At 62.2% G+C, this 24,870-nt stretch carries 15 protein-coding genes; 5 read left to right on the top strand and 10 right to left on the bottom strand.

Features of this window, described 5'->3' with window-relative positions; genetic code table 11:
• Positions 1 to 126: 126 nt before the first annotated feature.
• The 7 genes from ATJ93_RS22590 to ATJ93_RS22555 all read right to left on the bottom strand — a co-directional run bounded on the left by ATJ93_RS22590 (position 127) and on the right by ATJ93_RS22555 (position 9,630).
• Positions 127 to 1,035, bottom strand: coding sequence for a hypothetical protein (locus ATJ93_RS22590; RefSeq protein ID WP_147376689.1), 909 nt, complete (start codon positions 1,033 to 1,035; stop codon positions 127 to 129).
• Positions 1,036 to 1,391: 356 nt separating this feature from the next.
• A complete protein-coding gene (locus ATJ93_RS22585; RefSeq protein WP_170155639.1) occupies positions 1,392 to 1,997 on the bottom strand; it encodes a metal-dependent hydrolase in 606 nt (201 codons plus the stop codon).
• Between the two features lie 261 nt (positions 1,998 to 2,258).
• The gene (locus ATJ93_RS22580; protein ID WP_120246916.1) at positions 2,259 to 4,121 is read right to left on the bottom strand and encodes a hypothetical protein; all 1,863 of its coding nucleotides are present in this window, start codon (positions 4,119 to 4,121) and stop codon (positions 2,259 to 2,261) included.
• Positions 4,114 to 5,208 carry a hypothetical protein gene (locus ATJ93_RS22575; RefSeq protein WP_120246915.1) on the bottom strand — a complete coding sequence of 365 codons (1,095 nt, stop codon included), beginning with the start codon at positions 5,206 to 5,208 and terminating at the stop codon, positions 4,114 to 4,116. The genes ATJ93_RS22580 and ATJ93_RS22575 overlap by 8 nt, the downstream gene beginning before the upstream one ends.
• A gap of 2 nt (positions 5,209 to 5,210) precedes the next feature.
• Complete coding sequence (locus ATJ93_RS22570; protein WP_120246914.1) at positions 5,211 to 6,338, bottom strand: hypothetical protein; 1,128 nt, start codon at positions 6,336 to 6,338, stop codon at positions 5,211 to 5,213.
• A gap of 655 nt (positions 6,339 to 6,993) precedes the next feature.
• Complete coding sequence (locus ATJ93_RS22560) at positions 6,994 to 7,962, bottom strand: metallophosphoesterase family protein (protein ID WP_147376688.1); 969 nt, start codon at positions 7,960 to 7,962, stop codon at positions 6,994 to 6,996.
• Positions 7,963 to 8,013: 51 nt separating this feature from the next.
• Positions 8,014 to 9,630 (bottom strand): hypothetical protein, encoded by a 1,617-nt coding sequence (locus ATJ93_RS22555; RefSeq protein ID WP_120246911.1) that lies wholly within the window; start codon positions 9,628 to 9,630, stop codon positions 8,014 to 8,016.
• A 200-nt stretch (positions 9,631 to 9,830) separates the two neighbouring features.
• On the opposite strand from ATJ93_RS22555, the gene ATJ93_RS22550 reads away from it, so the two are divergent.
• Entirely contained in the window at positions 9,831 to 15,914 is a 6,084-nt protein-coding gene (locus ATJ93_RS22550) for a hypothetical protein (protein ID WP_120246910.1), read from the top strand.
• A gap of 162 nt (positions 15,915 to 16,076) precedes the next feature.
• Here the strand turns inward: ATJ93_RS22550 and ATJ93_RS22545 are convergent, their stop codons facing one another.
• The 3 genes from ATJ93_RS22545 to ATJ93_RS22535 all read right to left on the bottom strand — a co-directional run bounded on the left by ATJ93_RS22545 (position 16,077) and on the right by ATJ93_RS22535 (position 18,214).
• Positions 16,077 to 16,337, bottom strand: coding sequence for a hypothetical protein (locus ATJ93_RS22545; RefSeq protein ID WP_120246909.1), 261 nt, complete (start codon positions 16,335 to 16,337; stop codon positions 16,077 to 16,079).
• Between the two features lie 338 nt (positions 16,338 to 16,675).
• On the bottom strand, positions 16,676 to 17,185 hold the full coding sequence (locus tag ATJ93_RS22540; RefSeq protein ID WP_147376687.1) for a hypothetical protein: 510 nt from the start codon (positions 17,183 to 17,185) through the stop codon (positions 16,676 to 16,678).
• An 807-nt stretch (positions 17,186 to 17,992) separates the two neighbouring features.
• A complete protein-coding gene (locus ATJ93_RS22535) occupies positions 17,993 to 18,214 on the bottom strand; it encodes a hypothetical protein (RefSeq protein ID WP_120246907.1) in 222 nt (73 codons plus the stop codon).
• 100 nt (positions 18,215 to 18,314) lie between these two features.
• Between ATJ93_RS22535 and ATJ93_RS22530 the strand changes: the two genes are divergently transcribed.
• The 4 genes from ATJ93_RS22530 to ATJ93_RS23340 form a co-directional block, all read left to right on the top strand.
• Entirely contained in the window at positions 18,315 to 18,989 is a 675-nt protein-coding gene (locus ATJ93_RS22530) for an IS6 family transposase (protein WP_120246906.1), read from the top strand.
• Positions 18,990 to 19,234: 245 nt separating this feature from the next.
• Positions 19,235 to 21,745, top strand: coding sequence for a DUF262 domain-containing protein (locus tag ATJ93_RS22525; protein WP_120246905.1), 2,511 nt, complete (start codon positions 19,235 to 19,237; stop codon positions 21,743 to 21,745).
• A 1,008-nt stretch (positions 21,746 to 22,753) separates the two neighbouring features.
• Entirely contained in the window at positions 22,754 to 23,611 is an 858-nt protein-coding gene (locus ATJ93_RS22510; protein ID WP_120246903.1) for a DNA-binding protein, read from the top strand.
• Between the two features lie 934 nt (positions 23,612 to 24,545).
• A partial coding sequence (locus ATJ93_RS23340) for a hypothetical protein (protein ID WP_147376686.1) occupies positions 24,546 to 24,870 on the top strand: 325 nt, incomplete at its 3' end.

Genomic DNA, 24,870 nt, shown 5'->3' with positions numbered 1-24,870 from the left:
GCATTACTGAGGCGTCCGACTGCTGTAAGAAGCGCCACCAACGTCTCCCTATGGTTGCCCGAAAGCAGAAACTCACCGATGTCCGCATCGATCGCCCCTGTGGTCGCAGCGTCGATCACCGGGAGATCAGATCATGATGACCGGCTCGACCTGCCAGGAGACGGTCACGGCAGCTCCGCGACGATCGTATTGCTCGAAGGTCGCCGAATCGGTGATCGCCCGCCGCCTGGCGGCACGTTCCGTGTCCGACTCGTCGTCGCAGCGATACATTCCGATCCGGAAGATGTCCTTCCCCCGGGCGGCGTGATCGACGAACTCGACGAATAGCGTCTCGAGGACCCGCTTCACCCCGGCATCGTCGATCTCAGACCCGTCGTCCGGTTCCACACCGTGGAGGGTCCCTTCGATTTCGAATCCACGGGCATGATCGTGATCAATCGCCGCCGGACGGAAGCCGCTGTATTCGACGCGGTCGATCCCGACGTCCAATTGCTCCGCCAGCTGGACGTACGTGTAGAGTTCAACCGCGAAGGGATCGATCGGGAGATCCCGCCCGCATTTGCTACGGACGTCACTTACCCCGTTCCGCCCCCGATGTCGCAGGTAGTACTCGATAGCGAGGCGAACTCGCACCGAGTCCGGAGCGTGGTACGGATCGACTAGGTACTGGCACAGTTCCTGGAACGGCACGATATACGCGACGCTCGGGCGAGCGATCTTCGGGATGGGCATGACGGCGCCGAGTTCACACAACGGTTCGAGGTCGCCGTTGTCGCCGAGATCGCCACCCTGGAGCTTGTCCCGGTCCCGAAAGTGCGGGTACGCGAGGGCCTTCGTCGCGATCTCGGTCTTCTCGAGACAGGCCCGCTCCTCGGCGAGTTCCCGCACTGCGAGAAAGACGTCGCGCTTACGAGAGGAGCCCAAGACGTCGTTCCACACCTTGTTGCGGAATCGCGGATCGATGCACTTTGCGGAGTCCCACGTCTCGGTCGGAGCGGACGTAACCCGTCCGTCTGGCTGGTGAAGAGGAGGCATCAGCTGCGACTTCGTTCAGCCCGCTCTGGATCCTGACTGACCGGCCCCTGCACACGTCAGCTTTTTTGAGAGAACTCCGGTTGTGAGAATTGCCAAAACGCTACGTCGACGGATCGAAACGGACGTCTATTCCTGATCGATCAAGCCGACCATATCCGTGGTAGGCATGTATTGTGCCGCCGTCCTTAGAGTACGCCTGTCCGACCAGCGCTGGAGGATGAGAACGGTCTCCGGGATGGTTCATTTAATCGGATTCCCGTGGGTCGAAATTGGCTTCCGTCGTAGCCACTCCTTGGCCGGCGGAGCCAGGTTCAGCAAACCTTGCATCGCGGAGAAAAGAGCGAGATGGATCGCAGTTAGTCCTCGTTGAGCGTCCGCCTCGACGGGATGCCGGGGAGTTCGCCATCGACCAGTAAATGCGTGATGACGCCCGTCACGAAACAGGAGCCGACGACGACACCGTTCCCGTAGGCGGTCGGGGCGTCAAGCGCGAGTCCAATGGTCGTGACTGTCGCCGTGAGAAAGGCGGCAATACCGACGGCGAGCCCGACGTTGTGTGTGACGGTCCGGTGCGGTGGGCGTAACAGTGGGATCCCACGGCGCGTCGCCCGATAGACCCCGATAATGATGGCTGTACAGACCGCGCCGGCTGTGAACGATGGCGCGCCGACCAGTGGGCTTGTCGCTATCAAGTCGATCACGAGTGAGCGTCGCGCGACGAGCGTGATACCGACGACCGAGGCGATGATCCGCGGCAGCCAGACCCGCGCGAGCAGGTACGGCTTGCTACTGGGGTGGTCGACATCTGGAAAGCCGGCGCCGGCGAGTGTCGCTAGATAGCCCACCACGACCCCGACCAGGATCGTCGGTGCGGCGCCGAGGCCAACGGCGATGACGGCACCGACACTCACGAACAGGTGTCCGACGGTCCCGTACTGGACGTGTGTCTCGAAGTCCGCCACTGAACTCACCTCACGTGCCGTCCGATCACACGGACGACTCTCGGTCCGACTCCCTGACCAGGCGTCCCGTTTGTCGTCGGTCCGCCGTGTTCGTGCAGTCGTCCCTGCCGCTTCGTTCTCGCTTTATCAACTATCCAAAATCTTCGCTCCTGCGTCCGTGTACACGCCATTACGGCAGAGTCGACTCGGAACCGCCGGGAGAGTGACGTCACCAGGCGGCAGTCCGTCGCCTTTTTTATGCCAGGGGAGCCGCAGGTGTGTTTAGGTGTCGGCGCGGAGGCGCTCGCAGTTTGGCCGTTCCGCGTCGATGATCGCCGCGACGTAGGTCGGCAGTGCCTCGTTTATCGTCCCTATCGACGCCGCCTCGACACAGCCGTCATTGCCACAGGGGCCCCGCTGGATGTAGCAGAGGGGACACTCGACGCGCGAGAAAGCGAACTCGTCGATGGGTGTGTGATCGATTCCGGCACGTTCGAGCGTCGCCAGGAGCGTGCCAGTCACGTACTCTTGTGCGGTCTCGAACGGGTCGAACGCCCCGGCCGTGGAATCGACGGCGCCGACCAGGGCGTCGTCTTCGAGCAGGACGAATTCGTCATCGTCGTTCCCCGTCGGCCTGTCGTCACCGGTCACAACGGCGTGGAACTCCGATGGGCCCTCGACGACCTCGCCTAGCCGTTCGACGAGATGCTCGCGATATTCGTCCCGACGGGCCAACAGTTCATTCACCAGCGCGTCGGCAAAGAAGTACCGTCGCCAGAGCTCCCGGTACGTCTCCACCCCGGGCGGGAGCGAGTAGCGCTCCCGGTCGAGTTCCCATTCGAGCGTATTGTAATTGAACTGGTACCGGGTGCGCCGTCGGTCCCGGTCCCCGTAAGGGTGGTATAGGACGGTCGCGAACGCGCCGTGGTCCTCGAACGCCTCCACGAGCAGTTTGGCAAGTGGGTCGTCATCGACCGCCGAAAGGTCCTGGCTTCCCCTGGTCGGTTGAGCGCGTTGTGGGACCTCCAGCAACGGCGTCGGACATGACCGCATCGTCGTCACCTCGGCGAGATCGACGTCGAACACCGCTTCCACGAGGCGGGTCCGGAGGTCGTGGCCGGCGAGGTCGGTGACGGCCGTCTCCGCTGCGATCCGTTCGAGAGCACGAGTGACCTTGACGAATAGGTCACTCAGCCAGGACCTCGCCGGAGTGACGTCTGTGGTGAGCGTCGATTCGTACCTGCCGAGGTGCCGGTCGTAGGCGTCGTCCGTGACGGCGACCCGGTCCTCGAGGTCGGCGATCGAGACCGGATCGAGGTCGACTCGGTCCAGATCGAACAATTCACCCGTTGAGGACGCCCCAAGCGGGGCGATCGGGTAGGGAACGTCCAGGACCGCCCTCGCCACCGCCCCGGCGATCCGCCGCCCACTGGGCGTGTACGATGGGGATCTGGTCTCGCCGATGCTCGACGAGGCTCGCCAGTCGGTCTTCGCGATGTCCGTCAGTGCGTGGTAGTATAGCGGGTTGACGTACTCGGTCCGTGCTCGGTCCCCACCTCCTTGGACGGTCGATTCCGCGCCGTCGATCCCCGTCTCGCCGCGTGCGAGCGCTCGCTGTTGGTCGATCTCGGTGCGGAGCCGGCTATCGATGTCAATCCCGTCGTCGTTTTCGCCGGCGACCGCCTCGAAGGTTCGCCTGACCGATTCGTAGTACTCGTCGTCGTCGGCGATCGTTGAGATAATATGGAACCGATCAACGGCCTCGATGAACGGATGGGTAACACGATCGATCTCGGCAGCGACTTGCAGCGCGTCAACCATCGCACGGACGTGCGCCTGGAGCCCCGCCTGGCCCGCGAGCGTTGACAGTAGTTGATCCGCCGCCTGCTGTTTCAGGTGGGCGGTCACGTTGAGGAGCGCCTCGTTCCACTCTCCATGCATGAACTCCTCGCGCGACACGAGGGCGTACATGACCGTCATCTCCGCCAGCTCGTCTGGAGAGACCGTAAGCAGGAGCGTGTTGCTCGCGTAGTGCGCCGCCGCACGCGCGTCGGTCCGACCGATCGCGAGGTTCCGCTGGGCATCGCGGAGTAACGGGTGTTCGGCAACTGGGATCGAGCCATCGGCCGACCGCTCGTCACTCATCGTACAGCGAGTCGACTGCCGTACGGAGTTCCCGCTCCGTCACCGCACCCCCCTCGACGAGTCGTTCGAGTTCGGTCGCCAACTGTTCCCGGGCGCCCTCGAGGTCGGCGATCGATCGGTCGCCGACGACTGTGTCGACGGTAGTCTCGACGTCAGCCTTCGTGAGGTCGTTGTCCGCCGCGATCCGACGGAGTTCCTCGCGAAGCCGCTGGACGTCGTCCGGACTCGGGTCGGCGTCCGATTCGTCGGCCGACACGTCCTCGGATGGCCTCCGATTTGCGACGCCAGTACCGGCCGGTGCAGCCCCAAGGTCCGCGGTCGGTGGGCGCCCCGGCTCGTCGACGCCCTCCGGTGCTGCCGAAGCGTCCTCGACAGTGGCGTTCGTCGGTCGGTACTGCGGCGTCTCAGAGGGTGTTCGGACCGCAGCCGGGCCGCGCAGGTCCCCGTCGAGCCCGTTGTCGAGCGCTCGTTCGAGGTCAGCCTTAACGGCCGATTCCACGTCCTCGTCGATCCCGTAGGCAGTCAAATCGAGCTCCCCGATCGCGCGCATGACGTGCCGGCGGACCTCGTCGGCACTGTTCGCCCCGGCTGTCAGTGCCTGCTGGGACTGGAGGCGAGTCGTGATCGACTTCGCGGTCGATTTATCGACGCCCGCCTCGACGAGTCGTTCACGCCACACATCCTCGACCGCGTCGCGATCATCAGTCGCGACCGACGGCCGGTCGTCCGTGCGGTCGACATCGACCGTGGCATTGACCGGGCGAGCGGTCCGATCGCCGCTTGGCGCTCGAAGCGCGACGGGACCTTTGAGATCGCCGTCGAACCCGGCTTCCAGGGTGGCCTCGAGTTCTGCCTTTACGTCCTCGCGCTCCGTGTCAGGAACGCCGTAGGCACCGAGGTCGAGGTCCTCGATCGCGCGTGTAACGTGCCGGCGGACCTCGTCGGCGCTGTTCGTGCCAGCAGTCAGCGCCTGCTGGGACTGGAGGCGAGCCGTGATCGACTTCGCGGCCGATCGATCGACGCCCGCCTCGACAAGAGCCTGTTCCCAGGCCGCTTCGACCCAGTCGTGCTCCCAGTCGTCCGCCATCCTCACTCACCACCTTGGCCTTCAGGGCCTTGGCCGTCGGCCTCGACGTACTGGATCGACCGCTCTCGGGGAGTGATCCGCTGGCGGACGAACGTCCCAAACACGATATCATCGCCGAAGGCGACGTCCTGGCCCAGCCGCGACCAGCTCTCTGCCGAGCCGTAGGTCGGGAACTCCGTTTTTCTGGCGTCGACGGCCGCTTCGGGGATGCGCTGGGCGACGAGCTCCGGGTCCGGCCCGTCGATCGCCTCGGGATCGACCCCCGGGGGCGACGGGTCGTCGGCCTTTTGTCGGGGATACAGTTCCATGGGCGCGGCGATCCAGGACTCGGAGAACCGTGCGACGGTCCTCCCGATCGGCACCCGCTCCCGGTCGTCGTAATCGAACCCGGCGATCCGACCGACGACCGCCATGTTGTGCCAATAGTCGCCGGGCGGTTCCTCGCCGCGCTCGGGTACCTCAAACCCCAGGTCGAGGGCGGCCAGTTGATCGTACGCGGTGTCCGAGAGGGCCTCCAGGCTGCCCACCTCGAGTTCGATCGTCGGCATCGCGCCGACGGCGTCGAGCAGGCGTGTATCACAATCAAGTCGCTCGTCCAGCGGGACCCGGCCCGTGACGGTAAGCAGGTTTGCGAACAGCAGCCCCTTCAGTGGCAACAGCGAACGCTCGTCACCGGGGGACAGGATCGGATCGACTGACGGCGACACCGGCCGGTACTCCCAGCCGAGATATTCCACCATCAGTCTCGCGCCCAGCGACAGCGGAGCGACAGGGGCACCCACTTGGTACTCCTGGTTTGCCAGCCAGTCCTCGAGATAGGGAACGCGCTTGATCACCGAATCACGGTTGCGATCCCACCGAGGAAGCAACGCAACGATCCCGAGTTCCTCGAAAACCTCGAGGTGGCCGATCAGGGTCTGGGTCGTGACCTCGCGGTCGAGTGTTTCCGAGACCTGTGTCGCGAGCGCCGTGTTGGTCATCACTAGCCCGTCGGCGGTCGCGATTGCGTCCAGGATCGCACACCGTGTCTCGTAGGGGAACACCCGATCGCACAGCGCCTGCCAGTATCGAACCCCGTTATTGCTCCACTCGAATTCGATCACGTTGCCCGTGTCCTCTGACCGAATCATAATAAAACGGCCGGACGGTTCACACTGGGGAATCGGTCCCGTCGTCCCACATCCCGGCGCCGATCGCGGGGAAATCGGCTCACAAGCTACGTCAAGGCGACACGCCTAAGAGCAACGTCGACGATCCTACCTCACCGGCCCGTTTTTCGTGCCCGCCGGATCACGTCCCCGAGACCTCACATTCACGTTCGATCGGCGAATCGGTCACTCGACACGATCGAGTCCGCGGGCGAGATCCGGGTTTGGCCGCCCGTTCGTGAATCCCCGTTCGAGAGACACGTCGGCCGACACCGGGCTCGTGCCCGACTCGATGACTCGGATCGGGCGCGTGATTAGCGGCGCTTCACCTGACGTGGTCGCCGGTCGATCGGGGCCGGCGCAGCGGAAGCCCTCCACGTTCCGGATCCCTTCCCTTTCCGGAGTCGCTTCGAGTGTAGTTCGGAACCCCGGCCTTGCGATTCTCCCGCCGTGCACGGACGACGTCGTAGTTCACATACTGGTACCAACCAGCCGCTCCAAGGAGAACACCGCGTCTCACCAGGGGCAGCCGTCACTTTTTTATTCTATCGTAGTACGCTTGCGTGGTCGACACGAGTGAAGGGATCATCCCGGGGTTGAATCCGGAGGGGCGTCCGTGGAGCATCAGGACGGGCAGCTACGGGCCCGAGCCATCGGAGCGTCTGATGTCGATGATTCCTGCATCCCGATCCAGGTCGACGATCGCGACACCACCGGCTCCGAGGTTGAGAACCTGGCAGTAGCCGTCGACGGTCTCGACAGCGTCCCGGCCCGCGTTGTGGATGTGACCACAGAACGCCGCGTTCGGCGCCTCGCTCCGAATCGCTAGCTTGAGAGGGAGGGATCCCCTGTGGAGCCGCTCGCCGGGGCCGTCCCACTGGTGGTGGTAGTCGAACTCGACGAAGAACGGAGACTCGTGGCTCACGAGGATCGGGGCGGCCGCCGCGTCGTCGAACAGCCCTACCAGCCGCTCGTACCGTCGGGTGACGGTCTCGACGCACCGCTCGAACGCGTCGCGACGCGCGTCGCGAACCTCGAGCGCCGTTGCGGCCTCGCCTACGGACAGGTCACCGGCGAGCAGCCGTCCGAACGTTGATTCGATCCGCTCGGCCGTCTGCCTGGCCCGATAGTCGAGGTCATCAGTTGCATCGCTGTTGGCCGGATTCAACTCTGGCACGATGTCGTAGGTGAAGCCGTCGCGCAGATTGAATCGCTCACAGCCCATGGCGACGAGCGCAAAGGGCTCAAACAAGGGCGAACCCTGCTCGAACGCAGATCCATCAACGACGCACTTGTGTGCGCACACCGCGTTCGGGACATCCGACACCAGCCGCTCCGTGCAGTCGACCGGGTCATGGTTCCCAGGCACCGCAACGATCGGGACGTCATACTCGGTGGCCACCGTCTGGAACCACTCTCGGCCCGCTGCCTCGTACTGGTGGCCCGTTTCCGCGGCGTCAGCGTGGTCTCGATTGTCATCGACGATGTCGCCGACGGAGACGAGAACGTCTACGCCAGCCTCGTCGAGCGGGGGCAGCGCAGTGTCCGAAGGGGCCGCCATCCCAAGGTGAAGATCACCGACGACGCATACTCGAAGCGAACTCACAGTCTTGATGCCTCCGTGCCGGATCGGCTGCGGATACGGATCCCGATCACATCAATCGTCCTCCGCGCGCAGGGCCCGTCCGAGCAGGTCGAGCGAATCGTCCGACGCGTCTTCGAGGGCCATCCCGACAGATGCCAGTCGATCGCTGGCCGACTCGTCGAGGTCCTCAAGCACCTGGACGACGGTTAGTGCGCCCGCGAGTAGTCGCCGTCTGGGGAGAGGCTGCTCCCCGTCCGTGACGATGGACGCGACGTTGTCGAGGACCGTCGGCTCGGTCTGGAACGCCCCGCGGACGGCGTAGCCGGTGATCCAGTAACCCAGCAGCGCCGAGTCTACCCCGGGGCCGTCCGCTGAGTCGCCCTCGGACACTGCCTCGGCGAGCTCTGCCCTGGTTCCGTTCGGATCGAGGTTGGCGATCGTGTTGTTCAAGCGGCCAAGCGGGAGTTCCGGACCGAGATCGGCCGCTGGCGGCCAGTCGGCGTCGGCAGGGACCGAACAGGCCGCCGTCGCGGGGGCTGCCAGGACCGCGTCCCGCAGGCCACGCTGGAGCGGCGTGATCGCCACGATGGCGTCGTCGACAGGTGCGCCGTCGACGGTGCCGTAGGCGAGTTCGACCGTCAGTTCGACGACACCGGTCGCGCCGGCCTCGGCAGCGTGCGCACCCAGTGTTCGAATCGCCCACGCCCGCTCCCGACTGGCCGACCCGGGATCGAGGTCCCGACCGATCGCCTCGATCCGCTCTACGGGGACGCGCTTGAGCATCCCGGGGTCGGTGTCCGCCATCGCCGCGACCACGCGGAGCGCCGATCGTCGGGCCTGGTCGTCGCCCTCGAGAACGTCGGGGAGCGAGATCAGCGCCGGCTCCAGCGCCGCACGACCGATCCGGTCGGCGAGGGTGGTCAGAGCGATCGAGGCGGCCTCGGAGACGAACGGTTCGTCGTCGTCCAGCCGCGTCGTGAGGTCGGGGACATACTTCTTTACGAACTCGGGGGCAGTGGGCGCGAGCGTCTGCAGGAGCCTCGCGACGCCTCGCCGGCTCTTTCCGTAGGAAGCCGTCAGAAACGGCGTCAGATCCACGCTGTCGAGCTGTGGCGGGACGCGGTCGAGAAGGTCGTCCGGTAAGTTCGCGAGCGCGACCAGCGCCGGCACGATCAGGTCGATCTGTTGCCTGAACCCGTCGACGAGTTGTACGGTCATCACGACGTGGTGGGTCATGGCGTCGACCTCGTCCACCCCGGGCTCGTAGTCGTCGGCCATCAGTACCGGGCCGAGCAGCGCGGAGCCGCCGGTCCGGAGCTGCGGATCGGATACCGCAAGCATCGACTCGCCAAGGTGCGTGAGGTCAGCGATCGCCTCGGGATCGGTCAGCCCGTACTTCGCCAGGACTCGCGCGGCCCGCTCGGCCGTGCGCTTGATACGCCGATCATCAGCGTCGATGCCCTGCTTAATGAGGTCGACCAGGACCGGCTGGAGATGGTCCATCGGGAGCGTCGTGGCGTCGACATCCGTGGTGTCCAAGAGCCGAACTGCCGAACTTCGGGTCCGGGGCTCCGAGGCCTCCATCCCCTCGACGATCACGTCCAGTTCCTCGGGCTCGAACTCGTCGCCGTCGCGCTCAGAGAACTGGTCGTCTATCGAGCGGAGTTCACGGCGCAGTGCTCGTGACATACGAGTCCGGTCTCCTGCACTGATATAAAGTCGGACGTACGGGATCGGGGCAACGTCACTCCCACTGGGACCGATCTGCTTCTCCCGAGACGCCGCCTTCGGCGGGCACGCCTGGTCGTTCCGCCTCCAGTACGTTTAACCTACGATGGGACGAACTGCAGTCACTTACCGACTACGGCGGCGGAGACGAAGACGAGGCCATGAAGATACCGGATAGCGAGGTGGAGACCCAGTACGACGAAGCGCTCGTAGCGGCGCTGACGGCCATCGAGCGGGAGCCGGTCGAGGGCGTCGATCGACTCCCGTTCGTGCTCGAAGCGCTGGCGTCTGCTAGCCAGGCCGGGGAGAAACAGCGGATCGCAGCCGGCGTCAAGAGCACAGGCCCGGAAGATGTCCGGGACGCTGCCCTCGCGGCGCTCGAGGCCGTGGCCGAGCGGGCACCGAGCGAACTCGCCACGGACGCCCACGTGAGCGTGCTCGTCTCCCTCGATCGTCACCTCGCAGTGGAGCCCCGCATCCGCATGTTCGAGTTGCTCGGCGATCTCGCGGCCTTCGTCGACACGTCGACCGTCGCCGACCACTACGTGCCGCTGATCAACCGGTCGCTCAAGGCGGCGACCCGAGCCACCGCCCACGCGGTCGAACTCCTGGGCAGGGCGTACCGAGCCCATCCAGGGGCCGACGACCTGAATCGGCTCATGTGCCGCGCACTCGCGGCCGACGAGCCGGCAGTTCGGACCGTCGCTGTCGGGGCACTCGGACACGCGCTCGCGGCCGACAATCCGCCACTTGGCCTCGTGGCCGTGCTCCAGGGAACGGATCCCGTCGCCGCCGCTCGCACCGAGTCGCCGGACCCGATCGCGCAGGCCGAAGAGTCCATCAACAGCCGGCAGCGCCGTGCGCCCCTGTCGTCGCTCGTCGACGACGTGTCCACGCCCGGCGAGAGCGACATCTTCTCCGACGGAGGCCCCTACGATGCATCGGCGATCGCGATCGGCCGATCGATGTCCGATTCGCAGGAAGACCGGACAGGAACGACTGGCGGAACGGGAGATGCCTCGACGGCCGACGAGGCCGTGAACGCCGACGGACCGTCCGGTCTCGAGAGACAGGACCGGCAGCACCTCCAGGCGAAAGCCGTCGCCGCCGTCCGTGCGCTGGATGGAGCCGATCGTGTCCGATCGATCGCGAGAACGTGCCTCGGGGAGTTCGCGACCGCAGACCACCCCGCTCGTCGCGCGGCAGTCGCCCATTCCACCGGCCACGCGCTCGGCGACGTCAAGACCGACCAAGCTCGCAACATCGCCCTGTTCACGCTGGGACATCTAATCACCGATCCGGAGAGGGCCGTCCGCCTACGAACGCTTCGGGCCGTGGAGACGTACCTCGATGGCCTCGAACCGTCGACGGAGCTTCGCGAGACGATCCTCGATCGCCACGTGACCGATCCCAGGGAACACCTCGCCACCGTGATCTCGACCGCGATGGAGATATACGGGCTCTCCGATCGAGAGACGTACTCCCTAGCGCTAGACATCGAGACGACCTACACCGACGAATTGCGCCACCAGACGGACCGGAGTCTGGTCCCCGAGTCCGCTGACCAGACGGATGAGCCGGCCGACGTAAGGCACCGGCTACCTCTAGGGAATCGACGGGAGGAACCGGCGGGCGTGGAGTCGACGGAGAACCAGCGCGACGGGCCGGTCGGCGAGTCGGATCCGGTAGATACTGCCTCCCAGGATAACGGCGATCGAGATCGACGGCACGATACCGGAGACCACCCAGGTCCCCCAGACGACTGGAACGACGACGAGAAACGCCGCTGGCTCGACCGGCAAGTCGAGGCTTTGGTGGCCGCAGACGATCCGGTAGTGGCAATCACGGACGCCTATCACGACGCCGAGGAGACCGCCCAGCGCGTCGCGGCCATCTGGGCGATCGGTGACAGGTTCCGTTCGGTTCCCGACGAGGTCACCCGCGCCGAGCGCGAGCGATTCGCTACGCTCCTCGAGACGGCTGCCGACAACGAGGACACGGGCGTGCGTTGTGCCGTCGTTCGGACGGTGTTGGTCGCGTACGAATCGTCCGTCGAGTGGCCCTGGGCCGATGTCGTCGATCACCTGCAGCACGCGTTCGACGATCCGGCGTATCGCGTCCGACGGACCGCGTTCATCGCACTCGCTGCAGCGATCCAATCCCTCGACGTCTCGTTTGAGCAGGTCACCACGGTCCGCAAGTTGGAGCGCCTCCTCGACGAGGATCCGACCGAACGTCTCGCCTCCCGTGGTGACCGACCGGTCGAGACAGCCTTCGACCTCGAGTTGCTCGGCGACGCGGTCGCTGCCGGGGACTGCGACCCGGATGCCGTCGCACCGCTGCTGCGCCGGGGACTCGCCAGCCCGATCCCGGTTGTCCGGCACGGCGCGGTCATCGGTATCGCACGCTGTCTCGGTGCGGGGGCGATCGAATGGCAGAACGTCGAACCGCAGTTCCACGACCTACTCGGCCAGCCCCCGGCCGTCGTCGAAGCGGGCGTCCACGCGGCGTACACCGCGGTCGAGACCGATGAGACCGACTGGACCGCCGTGAAGCCGTTCTTCCGAGCGGTCTTTGAGCGCGTCCCGGAGGTAGGACGTCGGGCCCTCGCCGTTCGTGTCGCCGACCTGCTCCGCGCCGGACATGTCTCCTGGAACGACAGTACGGCCCGCCGATGGCTGGAGCACTCGCTCCGGAGGTCCGATGACGACGAAACGCTGGCCTCGATCGTGGCCCTGCTCGCAGATGCCGTCGTCGACGATCGAGTCCCCTTGGAGGACGCTTTCGATCTCGTCGAACCGCTGTTCCGCGGGACGACGACCGTCGACCTTGAGTCGGATATCGATCCGGAGACATCGGTGCTGTTCGTCTACCGCCTGCTGGACAAGGACGCGCTGACCACGGCGCAGCTCCAGGCGCTCTACGATCGACTTCCGTCGACGGCCACGGATCACGAGCGACGTTACCTGGCTGCCGCAGCCGCCGAGTTGATCCGAGACGGGACTGTCGGAATCGCCCCGTTCCGGTCGTTTTTAGCCGAGTGTCTCGAGCGATCGTCTGTCGACTCCGCCGAAGTCGCCGCCGGGACGATCTTCCTCGGGCTCCGAGACGGAGCAGTCGACCCCGCGACGGTGCTCCCGCTCCTCGAGCGCGGCGTCGAGAACGAGACTGCAGCCGTCGCCGAACGCGTCCTGACGCTGATCGGCGTCGCGCTTCATGAGGGCTGGCTCCGGCTCCGGAGTGTCACGCATCTGATCAGGGACGGCCTATACCACGAATCGGAGGATGTCGCACACCAGGCTACCGGTTCGCTGCTTCACGCCGTGACGGCCGGCACGATCGACGAGGAACCGCTCGTCGATCTCCTCGATCGGGCGGTTCGACACCCAGCCGACGACATTGCCCAGACCGGGTTCGTCGCGATCCAAGGCGGCTTTCAGGCCGGGACGGTCAGCGTCGAGTCGGTCGAACACCTCCTCTGGGCCGGGCTCGACCATGCGAACGACGCGGTCGTCCGGGAGGCCGTTCGGGCCGTCGGTGGTGGGCTCCTATTCCGGGGGCCGCACGACCCGATGAGTGACAACCCGCCGCAGTGGTTCGACATCGGCAACCACGACGACCCGGTACCGTGGTCGGCGTGTCGTCGCTTCCTCGACGCCGCCATCCGGAGCGACAGCGACCGCGTACGTCGCGAGGCGATTCACACAATCCGGCTCGCCCTGTCGACCGGCCACGCGGAGTGGTCCGAGGTCGCCGACTGGTTCGAAACAGCCGTCGACGATCCGGTTCCACGGGTCACGGAGACAGGCCTCGAAGTGGCGGTCGGTCTAGCCGCGAAGGAGTCCGTCGGCTGGGATGCGGTCACGCCGCTCATCGAGGCGGTCCTCGACCACGATCACAACCGTACGGCGCACACCGCCTTCATGGGACTCGCGGCCGCGATCTCCGTCGGCGAACTCCCGTTCGACCGCTACCGGCCCGACCTCGAACGGGCGCTCGATCGCTCCACCGCAATCGCCGAGACAACCATCGCCGGGGTCAGGGACGCCGTTATTAACGGGCACGTGGACATTCGACAGGCACGCTCGCTGTTCGCCGACGCGATCCGTGAGCGCAACGCCATCTCGAGCGACGCCGTGCTCGAGGCGCTCGGGACGATCGTCGTGCACACGACCCCCAAGTGGGAGGCCGTCGCTCCGGTGCTCGCATTGGGACTGGACGAAGAGACCGCCCACGAGGCCACCAAGGTCGTCAGCATCGGCGTCTTCAAGGGCGCCTTCGACTGGGCGGACGTGCGGCCGTTCGCCGTCGACGCGATCGATCGCGGGGGCGAACTAGCCGTGTCTGCCGTCGACCTGTTCGGACAGGCCATTATCCGGGGGACGGACTCGCCTGCCGACCTGATCGCGTTCCTAAATCGGGCCGTTGACGACACCCGGCCTGCGATTCGGGAGCACGCGATGATCGTCCTCCACGATGCGCTGGTCAACCACGAGTGGACCGTTGACTGGGGTGACATCGAACCCCTGCTGGAGGCCTGTGCGGCCGTCGACGGCGATACGGCGCCGATCCTCGCGGCTGTCGACTGCTGTGAGGCCTCGGTCGGGTCAACCGGTGTCGACTGGGACGACGCTGCCCCATTTCTCCGCCGGGCACGGTCTCATCAAGACGAAGAGGTGCGGATCGCAGCGACGAAGGCGGCCGGCCGGCTCGTCGACCGGGTGGACTGGGACGCCCTCAGATCGTTCCTTCGTCAGGCGCTCGCGGAGGACTCGCCCGAACTCGCCGACCCGGCGCTTCGGTCCCTCGTGGTCGGATTCGAAGAGAACCACCTGACATGGGACGACGCGTGGGACCTGATCGCCGACGGCCTCGCTCACGACACGGATGCCGTCGTCGCACGTGCGCTGTACGCCGCCGGGGGCGGCTGTTATCACGGCGCCGTCGGGTGGTCAACGATCCAACCGCTGTACCAGGACGCGATCGCCCACAACGACTCCCGCGTGACGCAGGAGGCTGTCGGCTCGCTCGAGCAGCTACTCGACGCCGGCCGGGTCGACTGCGAGGACGTCGAGTCGCTGCTGTCGACCGTCGTCGAGCGCGCCGTGAATGGGGAAACCAATCCGGAGGCGGCGGTGGACGCGCTGGCTATCGTCAAGACGCTGCTCGAAGATCGAACGATCGAATGGGCGACCACCCGACCTGTGCTCGAGCACGGGATTGAGATCGACTACGGCCCAGCCCGGGCAGCAGCGTGCGATGCCGTCACCGCAGCGATCGACGCGGGACACGTCGGTTGGGACGAGGCCCGGTCCGTGCTTGATCCGATCACCGAAGACCGGTCATCACCGGTGCCCGACGAGGCGCTATTGGCTGCCGTCACGGCCGCGGTGGTTGACGACAGCGTCGCGTACGGGGTGATTCGTCCGGCCGTCGAGTCGCTGACTACCGAGTTGGACCCGACGACCAGCGAGCGTGCCCTGCGGACGGTCGCCGACGAGCATACGCCGGCACTGACGGGAGCAGACCTCGCCGACCTCGTCGGTGACCTCCTCCCGGTGCTGGTTCCCGACCACACGACGGCACTGCTGGAAGTCGCGATCCGGTCGAACGCGCACCCAGTTGACGATGCCGATGCGATGGCGCTCCTCAAGCGGGTCATCCGCACAGGCGCCCCTGTGATCCAGTCGATGGCCATCAGGCTTGCCGCCGATCGGTTCGGAGTCGCCGACGATCGGACCGTCGAAACCACGACGGGGCTACTCAACCTGGACGATCCACCGGCAGAGGTCCTTCTGGCCGCGGCGGACGTGTTCGAACGCCGGTCGGACTGGGAGGGGGCGGCTGACGCGGCAGCCGAGCTCCTGGTGGAGTGTACGGCCAGTGCCTCCGGTGACGTCCGGCGCCGTGGATTCGGACTCGCTGCCGACCGGTTCGCTGCGATCCCGACGGGAGAGCGACAGACCATCGTCGCGAAAGCCCTCGACGAATGCTGCACGGCATCCAGTCCAGTGTCAGTTCGTGCTCGTGCCGCAGACGTGCTAAACGCGGCGCTCCGGTCCGACGAGGAGATCGTACTCGACGCGGCCATGGATCGGCCGGGGACGAGAGCGGGCGTGGAGGCAACGCTTCGAGACGCCCCGATCCTCACGGCAGCGACGAAGGTTTCGCTGGTTCGCCTCTTGACCCGGCTCGAACCGAACGGCGTCTACGAACGGTCGACCGTTGGTAGTCACTCTCACTAAGCCACACCTGAATCTGCACCTTCAGGATTGGCAGAGCAGTACTGCACCGGATCGCGATCGATAGCCGGTAACATCATTCACACACTGGTGGTCGCACATAGTGCCGAGTCCATCGAGAACACGCAACGACGAAATGATCCCGGCGGGGCCGGTCGCCTGACGTTACTCGGAGGCGAACTGGAGGAGGAAGAACCAGGCCGCAGCGATTTGTTCCTCGGCGGGAACATCCTCATCGTCGAGGAAGTCGTTTATCTCCGAGACGTGCTCGTTCACGCGTTCGAAGACCTCACTCTGGTCCCCGTCCTCGTCGACGAGGTTCCCGAATCCCGCCCGCACGACGTTGACCGTGCGCTTGAGGTCGCTTTCGAAGTCGGTACCGATCGGGTTCTGCTCTTGTTCGCTCGCGTATCGGTCAGCGGACATCGCATTTGGACGAACGGGCGACAGTACAGAGGCCCTGACGTGACACCCGCAGGATACGAAATGTTTATGTTACGTATCAGAGGGGGCGCGCTCTGCAACGAGGAGGAGCGCGTAGTGCTGCCGGGAAAGACGGCAGCCAGAGGGCACGATCCAACTGAAAGAGGCTTACACGAGTCAGACGATCTGGTATCGTGGTCTGATTCCAACGAATCCTGCAGGAGCAACAGTTCATGTTCCGATCGCGTCCGTCTCTTACGGAAATCCACATGTTGTGACAATACAACTGGGGTCAGTTTGATGGCAGTACACTGTTCAACCGAAACGAACTAGCACCGATGTCACTGGAACGCTGGGTCGGTCGGCGGTTCGTCCGACTCGCCGCCATCAAATCCGAGGAGCGACGCCCGTTCTCCTGCGTCCGGGTCGGTTTGACCGGGGGCACACCAGTCGTCGTCATCGGGGGACTCTGATCCCACCCCGCCGTTCGTGGAGCTGGCACCGGTCTCCGCTCCCTCCTTGTCGTCCATCGTCTCCGCGATGTACCGGAGCTCAAACCACAGTGCCATCGCGACCTCGTGCATGGACACGGCGTCAACCTCGTGGCTCCGCTCTCGTAGGAGCGACGAGAGTTCGTCGTGTAGCTGATTGATCACATCGGTGTCGGCCATGTCCTGAACCACGATGGCAGCGATCGCTTTCGTGATCTGGGTGCCGTCCTGATCGATCGTCTCAATCGTTTCCTTGACCTGTTCCGGGAGTTCGTTGTCGGCCACCTTCTCCTCGGCCCCGCGTTCGGTGTTGATCGACATTGCAATCACTACGTCGACCGCCTCGGACTCCATCCTCACTGATACCCACCTCGCCACATAACATTCAAGTAGGGAAGTATCTCTGACGGGAGAGTACGCAATCGGTGTTCACACGCCGGCGTGTTCTAGTCGGGTCGGAGTGCCGAATCGATAAATCAACCCATCCATTTCTGAAGGCAGTCCGTGCACTGGTCCGTCCGTAGAGCTTCCTGGAGGCCGTCGCTGCCGCGGAATACACGAACCAGAATGACCCCATTGGGGAACTCCACTCGTTAGCGATGAAAGTTGTCGACTGTTTCTTCAAGGTGAGATGTGATCAAACGTTCTCTCCCCGGTACTCGTAGTACTTGATTGAGGTTACACAGAACCCACAACAATAGTCATCAGATGGACAGCGGGACAGTCGGCCGGATACAGTATTGGGATGGGCCAGTTCGATGTTGCGGGCGTACGCTTCCGCGAGGTCGTGATATCGCTCGCACTCGCTCCAGAACGTCTTGGCAGCAGACGACATGTGCGCAGGATCGGTGCCCTTCGTGACGGATCTGACGTCCACCTCGGCCCGTACATCACTTTAAAATGTCGTGGGATCGATCCAGGCGGAACACATCAATAGAGTGGCGAGTTCATTGACGTATTCATGTCGAGTGGTGTAAAGACGGCTACCGCCTACTGATCGAGAATGTTCCTGAGCCCGTACACATCGATAGGAGGGTAGTGACCCCGAGCAGGATTGATCCCCGATCTGGACGAGATTCCTCGAGGCGCGACGTGCCGTATATGGGAAGAGCGGAACAAATGTGCGGCCTTTCTCATCCAACAGAGGACAGGGACGACCGGTTCAGATCACTCAACGAGTCGTTCGAGTGCCCGATTGGCTTCGTCCCGGACCTGCGACTGTGGGTCAACCGCCAGTGATTTGACCGCGAGTCTGTCCTCGGTCGTCCCCCAGAGACCGGGGCAGCGGGCCGCCTCAGCACGAACTGCCGGCGTCTGGTCATCCAACAGTTCAATCGTCCGTTCATGAACGCGATCCCGGACGACGGCCTCTTCCGTCAGGTCCTCCACATTATCGAGCGTGTTCGCGATCTCCGAGAGTCCCTCGAGAGGGCAACGTCTAGTTAGCGCAGTTTGAGGAATGAGCAGGTCGTAGAGTTAGTTTGGATCAATGCTCGCAGACCTGCTCAGCGAGAGCTACGCGGCGGAATTTGATGAATCTTGGGAGCGCGAGCGAACGGCGACGCCCGTCAGGGCGTTCGCCGTCCGGCTCCATGCGACCGGTTGTTCGCTTCGAGAGACACAAGAAATTCTTCGCTTACTCGGCGTTGAACGGCCTCACCAAGCAATCTGGCACTGGGTACATCGGATAGCTGACAGCGTGCCAGACCCGCCGACGGCGAAGCCGTCGCGGGTCGCGGTTGATGAAACTGCTGTCAGGATTAACGGCAACCGGTCTTGGATGTACGCTGCAATAGACCTTGACACGAAACTCATTCTTGACGTCGCGCTCTTTGGACGGCGAGGCACCGATCCAGCTGCTGCGTTTCTGCATGGACTTACCGAGAAACATGATCTCTCCGAGGCTGAGTTTCTCGTTGATGGAGCTGGTTATCTGACTGCCCTCTCTCGATTAGGATTGAGTGGTCACCTCGACTATGTCGATCGAAACCACATCGAAAAGTGGTTTCACACCCTCAAAATGCGGATCGACCGCTTCCATAACTCGTGGGTCGGCAGTCGGGCGAGCGTCAGAGAGTGGCTTGAACAGTTCGTGCATTACTATAACACACAGCGACCACACCAATCACTCAACGGACAGACGCCAGCGGAGGTGCTAAACTAGACGGTGACCTCCACGCTGAACACTCAATGCATATCTTCCGAATGAGCCATCGATTACTTCAAAGGATGTCAAACTTAGAGTTCGTATCGCAGCCCTAGGTGCTCACCCATGATTGGAATACTACCGTTGACACCCTCGTTAAGAAGAGAGAAATAGCGGCGGGGAAGACCCAACTCGTTCTATATACACAGAACTCGACATTCGTTAAATCATGAGACCGCTATTTCACCTCGCCAGTAATTATAATGCCCTCCTCCGAGATGGGCGCTATTGTGTCCGGTGACAAACCATCCTTGTTTGATACATTTTTCCAGTATGGTGAGGTACAGGATCTTGATCTTGATCGGATCATCGCAGCGTCCGAGGTTATAGACCCGATTGCCGAGAAGGGATTCCAGATGGAGAAGCGAACCCTCCAAGACCTTCTCAGCAATCGCGAGTTCGACGTGCCGGAGTACCAACGACTATTCTCATGGGAGAAAAAGCATAACAAACAGCTGTGGCTTGATTTGGAGGAATTAATAACCGCCAATCGTGACAGCTACGATCAGAAAGCATCCGACGTTTTCTTCGGGTCGGTGTATTTTGCCGTCGACAGTGGGAGTGCTAAACACGAAGTAATCGATGGACAACAGCGACTCACCTCGGTACATCTCCTTTTGCGGGCGATCCTAGAAGAACTCGAAGCAACGAAGGGGTCCGGAGACATCGAAAACGATGCCATCGAAACTCTCCGTTCTCGATCGATCCAGCAGATCGAATCATTATTATATCACTTCGCCGGCGTTGAGATGGGAGATCAGCCCCGACTCTCATTGAACAAGCACGACGAGGCGTTTTTCGACGCAATTATCCAAGGCCATGAGGGCCAGCTCCGATATCTAACCTCGGACGAACGAAATACCGATATCGATGGACGAAAGGGGAGAGCAACTAGAATCGATACACTCATCGATCGGTTCGGAATCGATGAGGAGGCTGTCGAAGAGTGGGGCGTCAGCGAAGACCGACGGTCGAGCTTTATACCAGTCTACTATTCGAACTGGAAGCTGCTGGAAGCGTTCGAGTTTCACAAGCAACGGGTCAGTGAGTTCGTCGAAGACTCCAAGGATACCGACAGCAAGATTCTGGGGTTGGTCAACCTTAGTAACTATCTCCAGAATTCCTACCACGTCGGCGAGTTTGAGATCCACGAAGCTGATCCTGCCTTTCGAATGCAAATTTTCAAGATCCTCAATGACAGGGGGCTTGAGCTCACCAAAATCGATCGGATTCGTGCGACGGTCGTCAACACGTTCTTCGATGAGGAGAAAGAGGTCAAAAAGGAGTACATCGAAAAGTGGGAGAACGTAGTTACACAGTTCGGCACCGACAGTGACGCCATCATCGAGTACCTCGCAGTCTTCCTGAGCATCATTGAAGAGGAAATCGACCAGATCGGTGATGCAGAGGATGAGTTGACCAACGCGTTCGCGACCCGGAATCTCGAAAGTGACATCAAGCCCAGGTTCCGGACGGCCGAGCAAGCAAAGCCGTTCCTTGATCGGGTAGACGCACTCGCTAATGATTATGATACCCTCACCAGTGATTCCTTAGAACCAAAAGATCTCGAGGGGCTCGCATCGCATCGAGAAGCCTCACACGAGATTCTCCAGCGGTTAAACGACCAACAGATGGACCAGTGGCGTCCGCTGGTCTTGGAATTGTACGACCACGCGTCTCAGGGCACCGACCGGGGAGAGCGATTCTACGAGACCCTCGAACTCATCGAGACCCTCAATTTCCGTCGGCTCCTCGTGGGCGAAGATCCCAATATCTTCCAAGAGTTGTTCCTTGATGCGACACACACATTCCAAGACATACGTGACAACAGAGAGGAGCGAGACCCGTACGAGGCAGCCCAGCAAGTGATCCTGGATGGTACACAGGCAGAAAGTACGGAACTATTCGGTGACCGCTTCCGCGACCTCATTACCGAGGCCCGGGATTGGAACGACGATATGGTCAAAGCGCTGTTCCATAAGATGGCCAACCAACAATTCCGAGAAAATGGGACAATCGTCGACCGCCGGCTGAACATGGACGATGTACATCTCGAGCATGTTCTTCCGCAGACACCGGTGTATGACGCTGATGATCCGATATGGCTACCGGTGTTCTTCGGACTTGATGGTGATACCGACGGCAATCACAAAATAGCTGAACGAGTACGGAGGTATCTGGACCTCGTCCAACGGCCTGACGACGAAGTGAGTGATGACCAGAGTCGCCAGCGCGATAGTATTAAAGAGTTTATGAGGCAGGGGTTCATCGACGACATCGGAAACTTCCTACTCCTTCGAGGCCGTGACAATATCTCCGCAAGTAATCAGCCCCTCTCTGGGAAGATTGTCGAGTACTACCGGGAACGAGAGGACTTCACCAGTATTGCCCCAAATTCATTCTTCACGCCCGCTGGGGCGATTGATGGTAGCCGGCTTGACCAACTGCTTGAAGAAGCTATCGCCGTCAAAGATGACACCGAGAACATGGACGCTATCAATGCAGACCTTCAGTCGTACTTCGATGAATTCTGGACGGTCAAGCGGATGCAGCAGCGCCGGGTCGAGCTTCTATTGGAAGTCTTAGAGTTACTTCAGATCCCACAACGTCCTGATGAATTCGATCTCGACGACCGTCGGGAAGAAGTAACCGGAGAGATTCGACAGCGGACGGAAGAAGAGTTCGAGAAGCGACTTTCCATGCAATCGGTGTAGTCCACGCGAATCACACTCAGAGTTATTGCTCTGCTGAATAGACTCCCTGTATTCAACACGCTATGTCTGCTGTTTTCCAAATAAATCAGTCATCGCTCTGTTACCGGTTTTCCCTATACAGAACAACATTTCTGATTATATCGAAGTGATCTACTCGCCAATCTCGAGTTCAGCAGCGGCTTCAGGTAGTTCGATGTCGTAACTAACGAGGCAGTCGGCTGCAAGTTTCCAGACTCTGTCCCGAAGTTCTGGGGCAGTTTTCTCGTGGTGTACCGATCGTTCAGTGAGCACGGGAGTCGTCAGTCGGTTATTGTGTTTCTGGCTGGCACTGGAAATACCATGCTGAAAGCCCCTGACACGCTCGAGTCCCGCGCCTCGCTGCGCTCCTCACAGGTTGTGATGCTTGCGTCGGCGGGGTTCCTCGAGCCCGCCAGCCCCTTTCAGTCCCACCCGCGTGGAGAGTTCGGCCGGCTCCAGTTTGGCCGGTGGTCAGTTGTAGTCACCGGCACGCCCCGCTCGCCGCTGCCGCCCTCCGCGTCGCGCACGGCTCACTTCGTTCGCCGTTTCGCGACCGACCATTCCGGGCTGCCTGCCTGCAGTCGCGGGCGGGCTGCCGGGCTAAAATGGATGTGCCCTCGACGCCAGCGGGTAAGCCCGTCGGTTGCGCCCCTCGCGGGCTTTCGCGTTCCAGCGCTTTGTGCCGCCTGCGCTTCCCGCGCCATATGTCGGCGCGGGTGCTCGGCGACAGTCGCGCTGGACACGGACCCGCTGTCCGGGCCGGACACGAGCGGGCATATCCCGCTGGCCGCTCGCTCCGGGCGGGTCGGCGCGCGGTGCTGGTTGGGACACCTCACTCAGGCGCGCTCTCGCTCGCGCCCAGTGGGGCGCTCGCGAAGGCGCGAGCGAGAGCGCACAGATGTGACTGTCGGTCGTAGTCGTCGGAAAACCGCGATGTAGTGGCATCGCGGTGGCGGCGCGTGAGCGCCTTCGGAACTTGGTGAAGTTCCAATGTCAAGTAACAACTCGAGTAGCAAGGTCGTTACGGTCGATGAACAGGCATTCGAACAGGCGGGCGAGCAGGCGGTCGATGAAGGCCGCTTCCCGGTCGTCGACGAGACGCCGGAGCTCGAGGCAACGGTCGAGCAGGAGACACAGGCAAAGGTGGATGCGAACCACCCGGACGGGATCGCAAACACCAGTGGAAGTCGGATCCATGGCGCAACCCTGGCCCAGGAGGAGCGCATTCGGGCTCGAGAGGAGGAACTCGAGCGAATCAGTGCCCAAGCCGAGCTCGGACAGCAGGATGGCCGGGCGTGGCGCACGCGCCAGAAGGTCGAGGCAATGCGCCGCGACGAGCGGACGGCCACACGGGTTGATCCCCGAGCAAAACTCGAGCGAGACACGCTGGCAGAGGTCAATCAATACGCGCAACGGTTGGCGGACGACGTCGACAGTAGTTACACACGGGCCGTTATCGCGAAGCGCATTGCCAGTCGGATCCTCGAGGGTGCTGAGCTGGTCGACGCCGTTCTGGACACGAAAGAGGAGATGCTGAACGAAGCCGGAACGATCGTTCCGATCGGGCAACTCGAGGAGATCGATCGTGGCGAGGTCAGCGTCGAAGGGCGTATCATCGAGCTGTGGGAGCCCGCCTGTCCCAGTCAGCAACAGGTCGGGCTGATCGAAGACGATAGCGGGAGAACCAAGTTCACCATCTGGACGGCCAGCCGGCAGACAAAAGTCAGCGAAGGCGACCTGGTCCGGTTCAGGGCTGCGGCGAAGAACTGGTACAACGGTCGATGTTCAATCGCCCTCACCCGGTGGTCGGAAATCCGGTTCCCAGAGCGCAGCCGGTGGTGGGAGTAGCCGGTCGTCGTCCCCCTTTTTTTGCTGGTGTGTCGGTCACCACCACCGCCCACCACCTCCACGGTCCGGGCTGCTTACGGCCAGAGGCCGTTGCGCTGCCGGGCTTTCGCCTACCGTGTATAGCCAGTAGCAGCGACAGTGAATCGCAAAGGTACTCGAGTTCTACGGTGGGTCAAGTTGGATGCCGCCACACTGATTGCACGGGCTCGAGGTCTTGAACTGATGATTCCCGCATTGCTAGCGTATCCGATATTGGTAGTCGATTTGATCCGCCCCGTTGATTCGGTTCAAGGGAACTGGAACGTATACTGTCAGAACGAACCGCCGACAGCGATATACGCGAAAATGCCGACGACTGTTGCAATCACGTCAAGCACGAATAGAACCGCGTAGTCTTTTGCTTCCATGCTTACATGTGTCTGGGCTGACTACTAAGTCTCTCCGAAGCAGGTCTCGCTCATTACGGTCTGGCACTGACTGAAACGGATACGAAGGCGGTGGCGACTGACCGGCAGTACTGCAACGACTGCGAGGAGGAGACGCTCCATATGACTCGAGACGGCGTTCACGGTGCGGAAACCCTACTAGGCACGGCACTCGAGGAGAACGTGGAGGATCCCAGCAGCCGTCTCCCACAGACTATTGATGTGTTGGATCAATGGGGACACTTCAAGTCTTAACCAACACAAAGTGCGCACACACCTTCGAATGTTGGTTAAGAAACTGAGCACTCCTCGGTGTCGCTGAAACCGATCGCAGAAAGAGGTCTAGGAGTAACCGATATTTATCAATCCACCGGCAGAGCCAGTAGAATCGGCGCATCGGTAGAATTGACAGTAGATTAGGCTATCAGCCAGATACGCATTTGGTTTTAATTGTAATCTATAGGAATAATATAAAACAACAAGTGTATTGACTGTGTGACAATATCCATATGGATCGCCGTCAAGTCCTCCAACAAATAGCAGGAGCAAGTATCCTCCTGACAGCTGGTTGTACAACTATTTTGGGAAATTCAGGATCTTTTCATTTTGCTATTGTTAACCACCGAGAGCAACAATACCACGTCGAATTTACTGTTTCCGACAATAGTGACGAGATTCTCATCGATGGAGCCGTAGATATTGCTCCACGACCATCCGGCGATGAAGAATATACCGCCTTAGATTTTCCCGATCTCACACGAGTTACGAATGGCGATATAATCGATGCAAAAGTAAAAGTTGACGGCAATATATTTGAGGAATCTTTTGAAATAA

Origin of the sequence: Halopiger aswanensis (assembly GCF_003610195.1) — an archaeon.
Classification (GTDB): Archaea; Halobacteriota; Halobacteria; order Halobacteriales; family Natrialbaceae; genus Halopiger; species Halopiger aswanensis.
This window is presented reverse-complemented; position numbering and strand designations above follow the sequence as displayed.

What these genes read in the sequence shown, in the direction of transcription:
- ATJ93_RS22510 (WP_120246903.1), top strand. Translation starts at nt 22,754, where the DNA reads ATGTCAAGTAACAACTCGAGTAGCAAGGTCGTTACGGTCGATGAACAG.
- ATJ93_RS22555 (WP_120246911.1), bottom strand. Translation starts at nt 9,630, where the DNA reads ATGTCACGAGCACTGCGCCGTGAACTCCGCTCGATAGACGACCAGTTC.
- ATJ93_RS22570 (WP_120246914.1), bottom strand. Translation starts at nt 6,338, where the DNA reads ATGATTCGGTCAGAGGACACGGGCAACGTGATCGAATTCGAGTGGAGC.
- ATJ93_RS22590 (WP_147376689.1), bottom strand. Translation starts at nt 1,035, where the DNA reads ATGCCTCCTCTTCACCAGCCAGACGGACGGGTTACGTCCGCTCCGACC.
- ATJ93_RS22550 (WP_120246910.1), top strand. Translation starts at nt 9,831, where the DNA reads ATGAAGATACCGGATAGCGAGGTGGAGACCCAGTACGACGAAGCGCTC.
- ATJ93_RS22545 (WP_120246909.1), bottom strand. Translation starts at nt 16,337, where the DNA reads ATGTCCGCTGACCGATACGCGAGCGAACAAGAGCAGAACCCGATCGGT.
- ATJ93_RS22575 (WP_120246915.1), bottom strand. Translation starts at nt 5,208, where the DNA reads ATGGCGGACGACTGGGAGCACGACTGGGTCGAAGCGGCCTGGGAACAG.
- ATJ93_RS22525 (WP_120246905.1), top strand. Translation starts at nt 19,235, where the DNA reads ATGCCCTCCTCCGAGATGGGCGCTATTGTGTCCGGTGACAAACCATCC.
- ATJ93_RS22530 (WP_120246906.1), top strand. Translation starts at nt 18,315, where the DNA reads ATGCTCGCAGACCTGCTCAGCGAGAGCTACGCGGCGGAATTTGATGAA.
- ATJ93_RS22580 (WP_120246916.1), bottom strand. Translation starts at nt 4,121, where the DNA reads ATGAGTGACGAGCGGTCGGCCGATGGCTCGATCCCAGTTGCCGAACAC.